The organism is uncultured Pseudophaeobacter sp., assembly GCA_905479575.1.
GTDB lineage: Bacteria > Pseudomonadota > Alphaproteobacteria > Rhodobacterales > Rhodobacteraceae > Pseudophaeobacter.
Window position 1 is genome coordinate 1 of the sequence record CAJQNB010000057.1, and the last position, 14,774, is coordinate 14,774.

Annotated in this window: 9 protein-coding genes; 7 read left to right on the forward strand and 2 right to left on the reverse strand. The window is 58.4% G+C overall.

Annotation, left to right across the window (positions count from 1 at the left end; all coding sequences use genetic code 11):
• From QZ268_RS14555 to QZ268_RS14575, 5 genes are all read left to right on the forward strand, one after another.
• Positions 1 to 852 (forward strand): UDP-galactopyranose mutase (locus QZ268_RS14555; RefSeq protein WP_295454071.1); only part of this gene is annotated, 852 nt, incomplete at its 5' end.
• 23 nt (positions 853 to 875) lie between these two features.
• On the forward strand, positions 876 to 2,627 hold the full coding sequence (locus tag QZ268_RS14560) for a sulfotransferase family protein (protein ID WP_295454073.1): 1,752 nt from the start codon (positions 876 to 878) through the stop codon (positions 2,625 to 2,627).
• Between the two features lie 92 nt (positions 2,628 to 2,719).
• Entirely contained in the window at positions 2,720 to 6,607 is a 3,888-nt protein-coding gene (locus tag QZ268_RS14565) for a glycosyltransferase (protein WP_295454076.1), read from the forward strand.
• Positions 6,608 to 6,652: 45 nt separating this feature from the next.
• A complete protein-coding gene (locus QZ268_RS14570) occupies positions 6,653 to 7,396 on the forward strand; it encodes a hypothetical protein (protein ID WP_295454079.1) in 744 nt (247 codons plus the stop codon).
• Between the two features lie 104 nt (positions 7,397 to 7,500).
• On the forward strand, positions 7,501 to 8,523 hold the full coding sequence (locus QZ268_RS14575) for a hypothetical protein (RefSeq protein WP_295454082.1): 1,023 nt from the start codon (positions 7,501 to 7,503) through the stop codon (positions 8,521 to 8,523).
• An 85-nt stretch (positions 8,524 to 8,608) separates the two neighbouring features.
• On the opposite strand, the gene QZ268_RS14580 is transcribed toward QZ268_RS14575, so the two are convergent.
• Positions 8,609 to 9,391, reverse strand: a complete 783-nt coding sequence (locus tag QZ268_RS14580; RefSeq protein ID WP_295454086.1) for a Stf0 family sulfotransferase — start codon at positions 9,389 to 9,391, stop codon at positions 8,609 to 8,611.
• A gap of 20 nt (positions 9,392 to 9,411) precedes the next feature.
• Positions 9,412 to 10,440 (reverse strand): hypothetical protein, encoded by a 1,029-nt coding sequence (locus QZ268_RS14585; protein WP_295454090.1) that lies wholly within the window; start codon positions 10,438 to 10,440, stop codon positions 9,412 to 9,414.
• Positions 10,441 to 10,728: 288 nt separating this feature from the next.
• Between QZ268_RS14585 and QZ268_RS14590 the strand changes: the two genes are divergently transcribed.
• Positions 10,729 to 11,646 carry an NAD-dependent epimerase/dehydratase family protein gene (locus QZ268_RS14590; RefSeq protein ID WP_295454093.1) on the forward strand — a complete coding sequence of 306 codons (918 nt, stop codon included), beginning with the start codon at positions 10,729 to 10,731 and terminating at the stop codon, positions 11,644 to 11,646.
• Between the two features lie 48 nt (positions 11,647 to 11,694).
• Positions 11,695 to 14,646, forward strand: a complete 2,952-nt coding sequence (locus QZ268_RS14595; RefSeq protein WP_295454096.1) for a rhamnan synthesis F family protein — start codon at positions 11,695 to 11,697, stop codon at positions 14,644 to 14,646.
• The last annotated feature ends 128 nt before the right edge of the window (positions 14,647 to 14,774 follow it).

Genomic DNA, 14,774 nt, shown 5'->3' on the forward strand with positions numbered 1-14,774 from the left:
ACCATCAACCAGTTCTTTGACAAAACCATGCGCCCCGACGAGGCGCGCGATTTCATCACCAACGAACAGGCCGATACCTCTATTGACGACCCGCAGACCTTTGAAGAACAGGCGATGCGCTTTGTCGGCAAGGATCTCTACGAGGCGTTTTTCAAAGGCTACACGATGAAGCAATGGGGCTGCCACCCCAGCGAACTGCCCGCGTCGATCCTGAAACGCCTGCCGGTGCGCTTTAACTATGACGACAATTACTTCTTTCACAAATTCCAGGGCATGCCCGAGCATGGCTATACCGCGATGATCGAGAAAATCCTGGATCATCCAGGCATAACGGTCAAGTTAGACACTGTTTTCGATCAATCCCAGGCCGCCGATTATGACCATGTGTTCTATTCCGGCCCGCTGGATGGCTATTTCGGCTATGATCTGGGGCGGCTGGGCTATCGCACCCTGGATTTCGAACGCTTTACCTATGATGGCGATTATCAGGGCTGTGCGGTGATGAACTACGGTGAGGTTGATGTGCCGTTTACGCGCATCACCGAACACAAGCATTTTTCGCCCTGGGAAAGCCATGACGGATCGGTCTGTTACCGGGAATTCAGCCGCGAAGCCGGGCCGGACGACATCCCCTATTACCCGATCCGCATGGTCGAGGAAAAATCGCTGTTGGCGCAATATATCGAGCTGGCCGAAGCCACCCCCGGCGTCAGCTTTGTTGGGCGGCTGGGCACCTATCGCTATCTGGATATGGATGTTACCATCCGCGAGGCGCTGGATACCGCGCGTGGCTTTTTGCAGCATGCAGAGACAGGCCAGGCCGCCCCGGCCTTTTTTACGGCCCCCCTTTAGGAAATCTGCCAAGAAGGCCTTGGGTGAAATGCTCAGACAGACGAAATCAGCGAAGGCAAAGAACTGAAATGTCTAAGAAAAAAAAAGCAGCTAAACCTCAGCATGCCATCGTTGTTCTTGGCATGCACCGATCTGGCACCTCAGCGCTGGCCGGTGTTCTGGCTCGGCTTGGGTGTGATTTGCCTGCTGCGATCATGCCGGCCAATGCATTCAATCCAAAGGGGTTTTATGAATCCCTGAAGGTGTACAACATGAATGATGCGATCCTGGCGTCCGGGGGATCACGCTGGGATGATTGGCAGGCCTTTAATCCAGACTGGATTAAATCCCCCAAGCTGGACGAGTTTCTGGATCGGGGAGCCGAGGTTCTGTCCGAGGAATATGACAAGTCGCGGCTGTTTGTACTGAAAGATCCACGCATCTGTCGTTTGATGCCATTTTGGAAGCGCCTGTTCCAACAGCAGGGGATCCAGCCTGTTTATGTGTTGACGCATCGCAACCCGTTGGAAGTTGCAGGGTCTCTGCAGGAGCGTGAAGGCTGGCCATTGGCCGCTGGGCTCTTGTTGTGGTTGCGCCATGTGTTGGATGCCGAAGCGGAGTCACGTGGAACTGTACGATGCTTTACCAGTTATGATCGCGTGCTGGCCGGTTGGGCCGGGGTGGTGAGTAAAATTCAGAGCCGTGTACAGCTCCATTTTCCGCGCTTTTCCAGCAGTGTTGGGGCCGAGATCGACGGCTTTTTGAGCAACGATCTACGTCATAGGGTTACCAGCACCGAAGCACTGGCTGACAGCCCGCTGATTTCCAAATGGGTGCGGAGCGCGTTTGAGACCCTGGAGCGTTGGGCGGATCACGGGGAGCTTGAGGCGGATTATGCGCTGTTGGATCAGATCCGTGAGGAATTTGAAGTCAGCGCGCCGATGTTTGGTGATTTAATCAATGCGATGCAGGCCAGGATCACGCAGGGGGACGCCGAACTGCAGGCGCAAAAAACCGCAGCAGAGAGCCGCGGGGCTGAGCTGGCTGCTCTGAGCGCGCAGTTGGACCAGACTGTAGAGCAGGTCACGACCCTGCGCATCGATTTGGGAGCGCAGCAGGAAGAAGCGGCAGCTCTGCGACAGGTGGCTGAGAAAAAACAACAGGAAACCGCCCAGCTGTCGGCGCGCCTGGAAGAGAGTAATTGCTCTCTGCACGAGCGCGCGCAGCAATTGCAAGAGCTTCAGGAGACGCTGGAGAGCGTCGAGCAAGAGCGCTGGCAGATACGCAGCACCCTAGAGCAGCGTAGCCAGGAAGCCGAGGATATGGGACGTGCCAACACCGAAAATGCTGCTCAGGTCAAGGTTCTGCAGGCTCAACTGGAGGCGCAGCGGGCCGAACAGAAGGGAATCAAAGCCGAACGGGATCAAAGCCGCAAGAGTGTCCGGCTGATGCGGCTAAAACTGCAGGAAGAGTTTGATGTAAAGCTCAAGGATGTCTTGACCTCCCAACGTCGCCATGCCGATGCCCGCAGTGCTGAATTGGACGCGCAACTACAAAAACTGACGGCGGCATTGGCCGAGGCCAGGGCCCTTGAACAGCATCGTAATGAGGAACGTCAACACCTCATTGCGGATCGCGATCGGAGTGTCTCTGAGCGTGAGGAGCAGGCTGAAGTGATTGGCCATCTGCATCACCGGATTGGGGAGTTGGAGCAGATGGCGGAGGCCTATGCGAACAGTACATCTTGGAAGATTACCGGACCGTTACGCCGTCTCGTGACCATGCTGCGCAGGTAGGGGTGGTTGTTGAGGCCACTGGAATTGATAAAGACACATTGCACGACCAAGGTTTTGGTCGGAGATTGGTAACGAACAGAGAAATGAACCTCATGCCTTCTATCGACGCGCTGCTGTCTCCTGATTGGTATCTCTCAGAAAATCCTGACGTTGCCGAGTTTGCGGGGGGAGCGCTTAAGCATTACAGCCTGTTTGGCTGGCGCGAGGGGCGTAATCCGCATCCATTGTTTGATGTGGACTGGTATCTGCAGCATTGTTCCGAGCTCTCGGATCAGAGAGAGGAACCGGTCCGGCATTATCTCACCAAGGGGTGGCGCGAGTTACGGAGCCCGCATTGGCTCTTTAATCCAGTGTGGTACTTGCAGCAGAACCCGGATCTGCTGGCCGCAGATGTGGATCCTTGGTGGCATTACTTGCAGACAGGCTGGCGTGAGGGGCGCAGCCTGCACCCGCTGTTTGATACTGCCTGGTATCTGGACACATACCGGGATGTTGCTGAGGCTGGCATCGAGCCGCTGAGCCATTATCTGCAGGCGGGTTGGCGTGAGGGGCGCAACCCGCATCCGCTGTTTGATAGCAGCTGGTACCGGCAGGAATATGATCTAGCAGAGGCGCTGGACCCTTGGCGACATTATTTACAAACGGGGTGGAGCACCGGCTGTAGCCCACATCCGCGCTTTGATGCCGTCTGGTACCAGGAGAGCTATCTGGATGCTGTTACTCTGCCAACTGAGCCACTGCAGCATTATCTTGACGCCGGCTGGCGTGAGGGGCTGTTGCCTCATGCGGGATATGTCGCCAAGGATGAGGGCCAGGATCGGGCGCCGCTTTATCTGGAGCTAGGCGGGGTAAATGTGGTGCCGGATGCTGCCCTAGAGCAGGAGACTGTTGATGGGTTACGGGCCGAGGGGCGGCGCGGTCGGATTTTGCTGGTCACACATGACACCCAACTGGGCGGCGCGCAGACTGTGCTGCGGTTGTTTGCCGATTGGCTACAGGCCTCGACCCGGTTTGAAGTGGCAATTGTTGCGGTCAACGGTGGCCATTTTCGCTATGAGTTTGAGAATATTGGGCCGGTCTTTGTGCTGTCGGACCATGCCGAAGAAGATCGGGCTGCGGCACTGGCAGACTGGGCTGGAGACGATGTTCAGGCCATTTTTGTCAATTCCATCGCCAGCGGCAGCTTCTACAAATACTGGCAGGCAGAGACCCCTAGCGTGGCTTTCATTCACGAATTGCCGCAGATTCTGGAGCGCTACCCGGAGGAAGTGGGCCTGGTGCGTGATCGCGCCAATCATGTGATTAGTGGCGGACCGGGTGTTTTTGCCGCGCTGAAAGGCGATTTTGGGTTTGATGCGGCGCGGTTGACGTCGGCTTATAGTTTCATTGAGGCCTTGCCGGCCGAGGATGGCTCTGCCCGTCGTGCGGCGGCGCGGGCTGTCTTTGATGTGCCGGAGGACCGTATCCTGGTCATGGGCTGTGGCGTCTTACACTGGCGCAAGTCTCCGGATAAGTTCATCGAGACGGCGCAGCAGGTTCTGGCCGCTGGGCTGGATGCGGAGTTCATCTGGCTGGGCGGAGGTCCCGACGAAGAAGCCTGCATCCAGCAGGTTCAAGAGGCTGGTATCGCCGACCGGGTCCGCTTTACCGGCTATGAGCCGGAGGTGGCGGCAAAGCTGGCCGGGGCCGATATCTTCTTGCTCAGTTCACAGGAGGATCCTTTCCCCTTGGTGGCGCTTTATGCGGCCCAGGCCGGGGCGCCGCTGGTCTGTTTCCAGGATGCTGGCGGGATTGCTGATTTTGTCCAGCACGGCAGTGGAGTGGCTGTCCCCTTTATGGATATTGAGGCCATGGGGGAGGCGATACTGCGCTATGGCCGCGACGCGGCCGCGCGGGCCCGGGATGGGCAGCTGGGGCGTGATCAGGTCGCCAATACGCATACCATCAATGCGGTGGGGCCGATGCTGTTGCATTACCTGCGCCAGGTTGCCGGATTGGCTCCGGAGGTCAGCGTGGTGCTGCCCAACTACAATTACGAAGACTATCTGCCGCAGCGGCTGGAGAGCATCACGGCCCAGCAGTTCCAGGATTTCGAACTGATCCTGCTGGATGATGCCTCAACCGACGGCTCCCCTGCGCTGCTGGAGAGCTTTGGCAAGACCCGGGCCGGAACCCGGGTGGTGCTGAACGAGGACAACTCCGGCTCGCCCTTTGCCCAGTGGCTGCGGGGCATGGAGATGGCCGAGGCTGACATCGTCTGGCTGGCCGAGGCGGATGACTGGTGTGAAGACACTCTGCTGACCACCCTGCTGCCGCTTTTTGATGACCGCAATATCCGGCTGGCCTCTTGTATGTCGGTGCCGGTGCAGGCGGATGGTACGGTGATTGGTGACTATCCGTCGATCTATCTCGACCGCATCAACCCTGGGCGCTGGAACGGAGATTTCATTTCTACCGATCATGAAGAGGCCAACGAAGGTCTCGGGATCGCCAATACCATTCCCAATGCCAGCGCGGTGCTGATGCGCCGCTTTGATCCGGATCCGGCCTTTGTCGAGATGGTGACGGGCATGCGCCTGTGTGGCGACTGGTTCTTCTATATCCGGGCAATGAAGGGGGGGCTGGTTGGCTTTTGCGCTGCGCCGCTGAATTATCACCGTCGCCATGGCAGCACGGTCACCCATAAGCTGGAAGGCTCCCTGCGCTATTTCAATGAGCTGGCCGATGTGCGTGGCTATATTGGTGGGACCTACCACCAAAATGAGGCGGCACAGGCGCAGATCAGTCAATTCCTGGAACAGGATATCAACCGCTTTAATGTACCCGATCGTTCGGCGCTGCCAGAGCTGGCGGCTCCGGCCAAAGCCCTGCCAGCCTTGGCGGTGATTGCGCCGGACCTCAGCCCCGGCGGCGGACAGATGTTTGCGATTTCGCTGGCCAATGAATGGCATCGCCGGGGCGGGCGTGTGGTGCTGGTCAATGCCCATTCGCAGCCGACCCATACGGCGGTGGTGTCCAAGCTGAACTCCGAGGTGGCGCTCTATCACGCCAATGAGCCCGGCTTTGACTTGGCTGAAATTGTGACGCGCTATGACATTGATGTCATTCACTCGAGCATCTGGTGGGCGGATGCCCTGGTGGATAACGCCCGTGAGGCCCTGCCGGCGCATATCCCCTGGGTGATTTCTATGCATGGCTGCCATGAAACCCTGCTGAAACACCCCGGTATCGACCGCAGTTTCCCCGACCGGATGCAGCGGATGATCGAGCGGGCCGATGCCTGGGTCTATACCGCCGACAAGAACCTGGCGGTCTATGACACCTATGATCGTCCTGCCCGGTTGTCGCGCATTCCAAACGGCATGGCCGAAGAGCCGATTGGCCAGCAGCTGGACCGCGCTGCTCTGGGGCTGCGCCCAGAGGCGCTGGTCATGTGCCTGGCGTCGCGGGCGATCCCCTCCAAGGGCTGGATGGAGGCGGTGGAGCTGACCAAGCTGCTGAACGCCGAGGGCCAGACGGTGGATCTGATGCTGATCGGAGAGGGGCCAAGTGCTGATGAGATCCGTGAGATGGCGCCCGACCATGTGCATCTGATGGGGCAGGTCTCCAACCTGCAGGACTATCTGGCGATTGCCGATGTGGGGCTGCTGCCCAGCTATTTCGTCGGCGAGAGCCTGCCGCTGGTGCTGATCGAGATGATGGCCAAGGGGCTGCCCCTGGTGGCCAGCACCATCGGCGAGATCGCCAGTATCGTCGGCACCGGAGAGGAGGCCGCTGGTATTCTGGTGCCCTTGGAGGGCGAGGGTATCGACATGGCAGCCCTAGTTGCGGCGCTGCACCGCCTGCTGGACCCGGCAGAACGTGCGCGCCTGTCACAGAATGCCCGCCAGCGGTTCGACGTGGATTTCCGCCTTGATCGGATGGTCGACAGATATGCAGAACTCTATGATGCGGTCGGCGCGCGCAGCTGGAAAGAATAAACCTGCCCTAAGGTGAGGTTCCGAGCAAAAGAAAGAAGGATGATTATGAAAATATTTCTGCACATCGGGGATTCGCGAACGGGCACGACGACATTCCAAAGCATGATGATGGCGAACAGGGATGTGCTTTTGAAACATGGCATAGATTACCCCCGCATTGCCTTGCTGCACCCTGAAAAGGGGATTGCGCAGCACCAGCTGCCGTTTTCGCTGCTGCCGCAATGGCCCGAGTTTGCCCCGAAGGCGCAGATTGACCGCGATGAAATCTGGGGGAAGTTGAAAACATACCTGCAGGACACGGAGGAAGAAGCGGTTCTGTTGTCGAGCGAGGCCTTTTCGTCGCTGTCCGGGGATGCCGTGCGGTTTGTGAAGGATTTTTTTGCAGGCCATGACGTCGTGCCGATTTTCGTCTACCGGGACGCAAAAGAGTGGCGCCGCTCGATGATGGAACACCTGGTCAAGACCGGACAGGCACGGTCTATCCCCGAAGAACAAGGAAATGTGCAGGACAAGGGACTGAAGAAGCAGCAGGCCTGGTCGGAATTCTTTGACGTGAACGTCATCGAATACGGACCCGATTGCCTGGAGAACATTCTTCAGGTTCTTGGTGTGGGTCTGGATGAGATGGCCCAGGTCGAGCGTCGCAACCGCCAGCAGGATCAGGTGCTGATGAAGCTTCTGAAGAAGCTGAACAAGATTCCATTGGTGGACGGAAACCGGACGCAGCTGAACAAGACGATCATCAATTGGTATAACAGAGAGATCAAAAGTGAAGAGGGCGGATCCTGATGCCGGGTCTGAAAAGACCTGCGCGCCTCATGTGAGGGATTGGGGCGTTTGAGCCCAGGAACTGGCAATATCTGCCCCTATTCACCGAATTCCCGGGAGGGATCATGAAAGAAGTTCTTTTGCATATCGGTATGCATAAAACGGGAACCACCTCGATTCAATCGAGTCTCCGCGATTACGACGATGGGAGAACCAGATACGCGCGCTTCACGAACATAAATCACTCCATCCCGATCATAACGATTTTTTCGAAGGACCGGGACAATTATCACATCTGGAAGAGGATCGGCCTGACCCCGGCCCAGATTGAAAAGAAACGCCGCGCGTTTCTGGAGGATTTGACGCGGGACTGTTCCGATGAGAGTCGGGAAAGGCTTGTCATCTCAGGGGAAGGCATCAGCCGCCTGGAGGGGGATGAGCGAGAGGAACTGCTGAATTTTTTCCATGGCTACGGGCTGAAGGTAAAAGTAATTTGCTTCGTTAGAAGCCCGGGCGGGTTCATCCCTTCCGTTTTTCAGCAGGGGATCAAACAGGGGGCGAAGACGGTGCACCCGATTGATCTGAGCTACAGGCGGGTATTGTCCACCTTCGCAGACCTGCTGAGCAAGGAAGACATCAAAGTCGTGGACTTCGCCAAGGTAATGGAAGCCCATGGAGATTCGACCTTGGGGTTTGCAAGTATTGCCGGTTTGACCAACGTGAAAAGCCAGCGTGAGAATGAGGCCCTGTCGGCAAGCGCGGCGAAACTGATATTCCGGCTCAATCAGCTGCCGCTGGAAACGCTGGGCTCACGCCAGAAGGTCGCCGCCCGGCGTTCGGTCATGACGGCACTTTCGGAGGCGTACCCGGTGGGGGATGATGCTGACAAGCTCGACAAGGGCATTTTTCAAAAACTTGTAAAGCCAAAGATTGCCGGGGAAATAGCCTACCTGAAGGAAAACTTCGCGATCACATTCGATGCACCTGCCCGAAAGACGGATGTGGCCGCAGTGGAAAGCTACCTCAATGATCTGTCGAGCATCGATACCAGGCCAATGCGCGCCCTTCTCGAAGGGCATGGAATTACATGTCACGACACAGATGATATCGATGGCATGCTACGCGCATTTTTTCAAAGTTTCCGGTAGCTGTCTGATGCCAGGGAACTGATGCCGGCAGACCGATGGGAGCGGCCGGACCAGGCCGGGCCGCCAGCTTCGGTCTGCACCCGGCTCAGATCTGGCCGCCGCTGTGGCGTTCCATGAAGGCTTTGAAGCAGGTCTTGATCTGCGCCGAACGTTCGCTGTCCACCAGTTTTCTCAGGGTGCGATTGCTGGACATGCCTTGCGGAGACAGACCCAGAGCGCGGGCATGTGTGGCGATGGCTTGGGCGGTTTCCTCGGGGTGGGCAGAAATATCGCCATAGTGCAGCAGATGGGCGATATCGGCATTCTGGCGCACGATTTTCCGGATGATCTTCTTCTGGCCGATGAACTGGGGCAGGGCCTTCAGGATTTCCATCTGGAACCGATCCGAGCTGTGGTCGAAGTCTTGTGCCGGTTTTCCGGTCTTTTCGGCCGCGCTGTCCAGATGCCAGGTCCGCGAGGCACCCGCCACCGCCTTGGAAATGGCCTGATCCAGGCTGTTGTCGCGCACCAGGGCGATGATGGCGACCCGTTCGAAACGCGCCCGCGCCCAGTCGATCACGCGCTGGGTGGCCTGGGTGGGGGGGCGTGGGTCGCCGCCATCGATGTAGGAGGCAACGGTCGGCGCCTGGCTGATCATCATCTTGATGGCGGCCGCCTCGGGGCGCGCGGGATCCTGCCCCTGGGCGATGGCCTCCAGCACATGCTGTTCCGACGGATCCTGCGGTTTGTTCTTGCCGATGATCTTGAGGAAATATTCATTCGGAACGCCCAGACCGCCGACGGCGGTGACATCCTGACACAGAACGGTCGATCCCGACCTCTGGGAGGCCAGAACGATGGTGAGTTCTTTGATGGGCGTGGCAGTCATTGCGTCTTGATCCATGGTGTCTAGGCGGTGTTTTCGAGTTTCGCCAGTCGCTGATCCAGATTGACCAGCAGGCCCGACAGGATGTCAATGACGCTGGTAGCGTCAAATGTCACCTTTCGCAGGTCGATGAAATCATCGTCTGTCCAGGCATTGAGGTAGATGTTTTCCGATTGCGCAAAGTCGCGAAAAAAGGCCTCGTTTTCGGTGCGAAAGAAAGTGCTGACTTCATCGGCAAATTCCGGGGGCAGAATGGCGTGCTGGGCATGGATGTTTGCGCGGCCCGCGGCATGGCTGCTCTCCACCAGCATATCGGAAAACTGCATCCGGGGGCGGTGCTTGTTGACCTCGATCATCAGCCGGATCTCTTGTGGGTTGGGGCTGAGATTGATGCGGCTGTCGGTGGGCATGGCCGCGGCGGGCACCTTGGCGCCGATCATGTCGAGAAACAGCCCCATCAGACCGGCGGAATGGCTTTGTGACAGCTCGTAGGGCTTGGCGATGATCTGCGCATCCGGAGCCTGTTTCGCCAGCTGCGTGAAGTAGCTGTGATACATCATCGGGATCTTGTAGCCGTCCCATTTGGCGAAGAATTCATCCGGGTATTGGCAGAGCAGGTGCCGTTTTACCTGCTGGATGTAGGTCGAAGCCAGGGCATTGAGCTGTTCGCGCACAAAGAAAACCAGATGCACTTCGCCAAAATCGGACAGCTCCGTTGCCAGCTGCCCCAACAAAGCGCGGGGGGCGGCAGAGAAGAATTCACTGGACAGGATGACGTGCTGGTCGCCAGCGGTAATCATGTCACAGAATTTCTGCGTCAGCTCGCCGCGGCGCGATGCCAGGCTGGCGGGGTGTTCAGGGTTGAGATAGGCACGCGCCAACCCTGCGCCATTGCCAGAGGTGATGCGCCCCTGTCGGGCCTGCTTGAAATCTCCCATCGGGAGGTAGTCGAAGCCATGTTTCAGAAGGGTTTCACGGCTTTGGGCCAGCTGAACCTGCAGGGCTGATGAACCGGTCTTGGGCATGCCGCAATGCAAAATAATTTTCTTCATCAAGCTTCGCTGGCTCCCTTTTGCGCTTAGCCCTCTGGCGGGTTCATGCGCCTCTCTAATTTTGAGATCACGTACCAATTTGAGTGCTTGTTACACCAATGGCGGGACATCGCAAGTCTGGCAGATTGTTTTGCAATCTGCCTCTTTGCCTCTCCTGTGGGCAAGCCCTGGGGACACAATCAATAGACTTCGCTGAGTTGCGAAGGTAAATGGGAAGCGACATCTTGGATGCTCGATTTCCCTGCAGGCATATTGAGCACGCAGGTCGGCTGGAAAAGGAATGGATATTTGAAAACTCTCGTCATTGGCGGCTGCGGCTTTATCGGCTCGCATGTGGTGGATACGCTGCTGGCCAAGGGGGATGAGGTTCGAGTGTTGGATCGTCGCCCCGAGATGTTCCGAGCGCCTCTGCCCAGTGTTGAATATGTGATGTGCGATCTGGCCGATACGGCGCAGATCTATGAGGCGCTGGCCGGGGTTGATGCGGTGGTGCATCTGGCCAGTACCACGGTGCCTGCCACCTCCAATCTGGATCCGGCAGCGGATATCACCGGCAATCTGGTTGCCATGGTCCGCTTGCTGGAGGTCATGCGCTCGACCGAGGTGCGCAAGATGGTCTATCTGTCTTCGGGGGGGACCGTTTACGGCGTGCCACAAACCGATCCCGTGCGCGAGGATCACCCGCTGAACCCGATCAGCTCTTACGGGATCGTCAAGGTGGCGATCGAGAACTACCTGTTCATGGAACACAAGCTGCACGGGCTGCAATATGTGGCGCTGCGGGCCTCCAATCCCTATGGGCCACGCCAGGGCCATACCGGCATCCAGGGGCTGATCGGCACCCATCTGTGGCGGCTGGCTCGCAAGGAGCAGATCGAGGTCTGGGGCGATGGCAGCGTGGTGCGCGATTTCATCCATGTGGGCGATCTGGCGGAACTGTGCCACCGGGCGCTGGTCGCGGGTGGTAGCGGCAGTTTCAATGCCGGCAGTGGCGAAGGGGCTTCGGTTGCCGAGGTGGTCGAAAAGATCTGCAAGACTGTGGGGGGCGATGTGCAGCCGATCTACAAGCCCGGGCGTAATTTCGACGTACCACGCGTGGTGCTTGATGTGACCCGGGCGCAGACCGAGCTGGGTTGGCAAAAAACGGTTTCCATTGATGAAGGGATCGCCGGGACCTGGGCCTGGGTGCAAGAACAGGTTGGCTGAACCTGGGCTGTTCAAACCTGGACTGCCGATCTGCGGCGGGGAGGCCGCATGACCCTGCAGGGGGGAAGCACCTTGGGCGCCGCCGGAGCGCAAATCACACCAGAGCTGGAGGCGCTGGCGCGTCAGTATTTTGATGCGCCTTTCTACCGGGCCACAGTGGCGGCCTGTGCCGCACAGGCCCGACCCGGAGAAGAGGTTTTACCAGCAGAGATGCTGGCGCAGGATCAGGATGCGGCGACACATTTTCTGATCCATGGTTGGCGTCTGGGCCTGTCGCCAAATCGCTGGTTCGACACATTGGGCTATCTGGCGGCCAATCCCGAGGTTGCAGCCATGGGGATCAACCCCTTTCTGCATTATCTGGAGGTTGGGCTGCCGGAGGGCCGCCGGGCGATGCCTTTCTTTCTGGATCGGACAAGGCATGTTGCTGAGGGGCGCCGCTTTGGACGGGCAGAATATGGTCCCATTCGCCACAGTCTGCAGCTGAATTCTGCTCAAGAGGTTGTTCAGAAAAAGGGCTGGCCACAGCGTCTGGCGGTGCATCTGCATTTGTTCTACCCGGATATGATTGAGCGCTGCATTCTGCTGTTGCAACGCCTGCCTTGTGACTTTGACTTGCTGGTTTCGGTCTGCGACGGGGCAGATGTCGTGGGTCTGCAGCATCGCTTATCACGCGGAGTGCCGCGGGCCCGCCGGGTGGTTTTGCGCCAGGTCGAGAACCGGGGCCGGGATGTGGCACCTTGGTTGGTGACCTTTCGGGATGAAATTCGTCAGTCGGATCTGTTCCTGCATCTGCATAGTAAAAAGTCGCCACACGGGAGTTATCACGAAGGCTGGTTTGATTTTCTGGGGCATACGCTTTTGGGCTCACAAGCGGTGGCAGCGCAGATTCTGGATCTTTTTGCGACCGACTGTGAGCTGGGTATGCTGGCCCCGGGATATTGGCCCTTGCTGCGCCGCGCGCCAAATTATGGCAAGGTCCGCGATCTTTGCGCCCATCTTCTGGCGCGCATGGGGGGGCCGGATCTGCCTGCGGTCTGTCCGGATTTTCCGGCAGGGTCTTTCTTTTTCTGTCGCAGCCAGCTGTTGAAACCGCTGCTGGACCTGGAGCTGACATTTCGCGACTTTCCGGCGGAGGCTGGGCAGATTTGCGGGACCCTGTCCCATGCCATTGAGCGCCTGTTGGGGCAATTGCCACAGCTGGCGGGGCTGCGTTTTGACATGCTGTCGGTAGATGTCCCGTTTGAGCAGGCAGAGCAACAGCCACGCAGTTACCGCCCCGCCGCACAGGCGGCAGCTGAGGCGGGAGGGCCGTTCCCTTCGGTCTCGGTGATTTGTCCTGTAACGGGACCCGTAGTCAGCGCTGCGGAGCAGGCGCAGTCTGCCAATGCTCTGGTTGAGACGCTCGCGTCAGCTTTGATGCAAAGCCATGCCCCGCTGGAGGTTGTATTGGTCGATGTGTCCGGAGTGGATGCGACCTTGGCGCAGGTCACGGCGCGGTTCGCGACCGAAATCGCTGTCGGACAGTTGCGGTTACTGGCCTTGAGTGAGGGCAATGCGGCGACGGCACGCAATGCAGCACTGGACTGCGCCCAGGGAGAGATCATCGCCTATTTGGAGCAGGATGTGCTTTGGGCGCCGGGATATCTGAGCGAAGTGGTCAAGGCCGTGGCAGAGCATCCTGAGGCGACATGTCTTTATAGTGATCTGGTGCAGGCGAATGGGGCGCTCAAGGGAGGGGCATACGCCCGGGAAGACCTGCTGGCAGGTGACTTCATTGACCTAGCGACCTTTGTGCACCGGCGCAGCTTGAGTGATGGTGGCTTGCGCTTTGCAGCTGATCTCAAGGCTGGGGCAGGCTGGGATTTTATGTTGCAAGCGACGGCGCAGAAGGCTCCGCTGCATCTTGACTATGTGGCCTGTGCACGCATCAAAGACCTGCCAGCCAGAAACCTGGCGGGCAAAGACCCGGCACCTGTTGCCAGCGTGACTGCTCCCGTTCTGCCCCCCCCGCCACCAGCGGCGCGCGTGGTGCAGCTCAGGCACCGCAATGAGCGTCTTTACTGGGGGCAGGAGGCGATGCAGATCGCGTTGAAAGTTCCGGCTCCCCGGCCCGAGTTCAAACATCGCTGGGGGGATTTACACCTTGCCAATAGCCTGGCGCGGGCCCTGGAAAGACTGGGCTGTCGCACACGTGTCGATATTTTGCCGGACTGGTATAACCACCACCCGGAGGATGATGCGACGCTGGTGTTTCGTGGGGTGACCCCCTATGTGCCGGATCCCAGACATGTCAATCTGATGTGGCATATCAGCCATCCTTCACGGGTTTCACTGGAAGAGATGCGCGGCTTTGATCATGTCTTTGTCAGTGCCTATCCCGAGGCTGAGCAAGTGATTGCGGCCCTCGGGATGCAGGCCTCGGCGATGTTGCAATGCGCTGACCCGGATCTGTTTCACCCGCAGGTGGATCTGCAGGATGCGCCGCGTCATGACCTGCTTTTTGTGGGGAATTCGCGCAAGACGACGCGTTGGATGCCGCAGGCCTGTGTCGCGCGCGACCTGCCGGTGGCGGTCTATGGTGCCGAATGGGATGGGCTGATCCCGCCACAGTATCTGCGCGGCACCCATGTGCCCAACGACAGGCTGGCGGCTTATTATCGGGCCTCGCGCATTGTGCTAAATGATCATTGGCCCGATATGGCAGCCCGCGGTTTTGTGTCAAATCGGATCATGGATGCAGGTATGGCCGGGGCGCTGGTGATTTCGGATAATTTCAAGGGCGAAGAGATCTTTATGGGGCAGGTGGTCACTTGCGGCACGGCAGATGAGGTCGAAGAGGCGGTGCGTTACTATCTGGCAAATGAGACGGCACGGCTGGAGAAAGCGGCCGCGTTCCGGCGTCTTGTGCTGTTGCACCATCGCGTGGACCAGCGTGCCACACAGGTCATGCAGGTCCTGAAGGCTCTGATCCGGGATCGAATGCAGCGCCTGCGTTGATTGATTGCAACAGGCAGTGTTGAAGACAGGGGGGCGCAACTTGGCCTTGAGTTCTCAGGGGTAACATGGCTAAACATCTGCGCAGACAAAGATTTGAAACGATTGGGCGGTGGGCCTTTTGGAGGGGA

Bases quoted from the DNA above. Each gene is read 5' to 3' on its own strand.
- QZ268_RS14565 (WP_295454076.1), top strand. From the start codon at position 2,720: ATGCCTTCTATCGACGCGCTGCTGTCTCCTGATTGGTATCTCTCAGAA.
- QZ268_RS14595 (WP_295454096.1), top strand. From the start codon at position 11,695: ATGACCCTGCAGGGGGGAAGCACCTTGGGCGCCGCCGGAGCGCAAATC.
- QZ268_RS14575 (WP_295454082.1), top strand. From the start codon at position 7,501: ATGAAAGAAGTTCTTTTGCATATCGGTATGCATAAAACGGGAACCACC.
- QZ268_RS14570 (WP_295454079.1), top strand. From the start codon at position 6,653: ATGAAAATATTTCTGCACATCGGGGATTCGCGAACGGGCACGACGACA.
- QZ268_RS14585 (WP_295454090.1), bottom strand. From the start codon at position 10,440: ATGAAGAAAATTATTTTGCATTGCGGCATGCCCAAGACCGGTTCATCA.
- QZ268_RS14580 (WP_295454086.1), bottom strand. From the start codon at position 9,391: ATGACTGCCACGCCCATCAAAGAACTCACCATCGTTCTGGCCTCCCAG.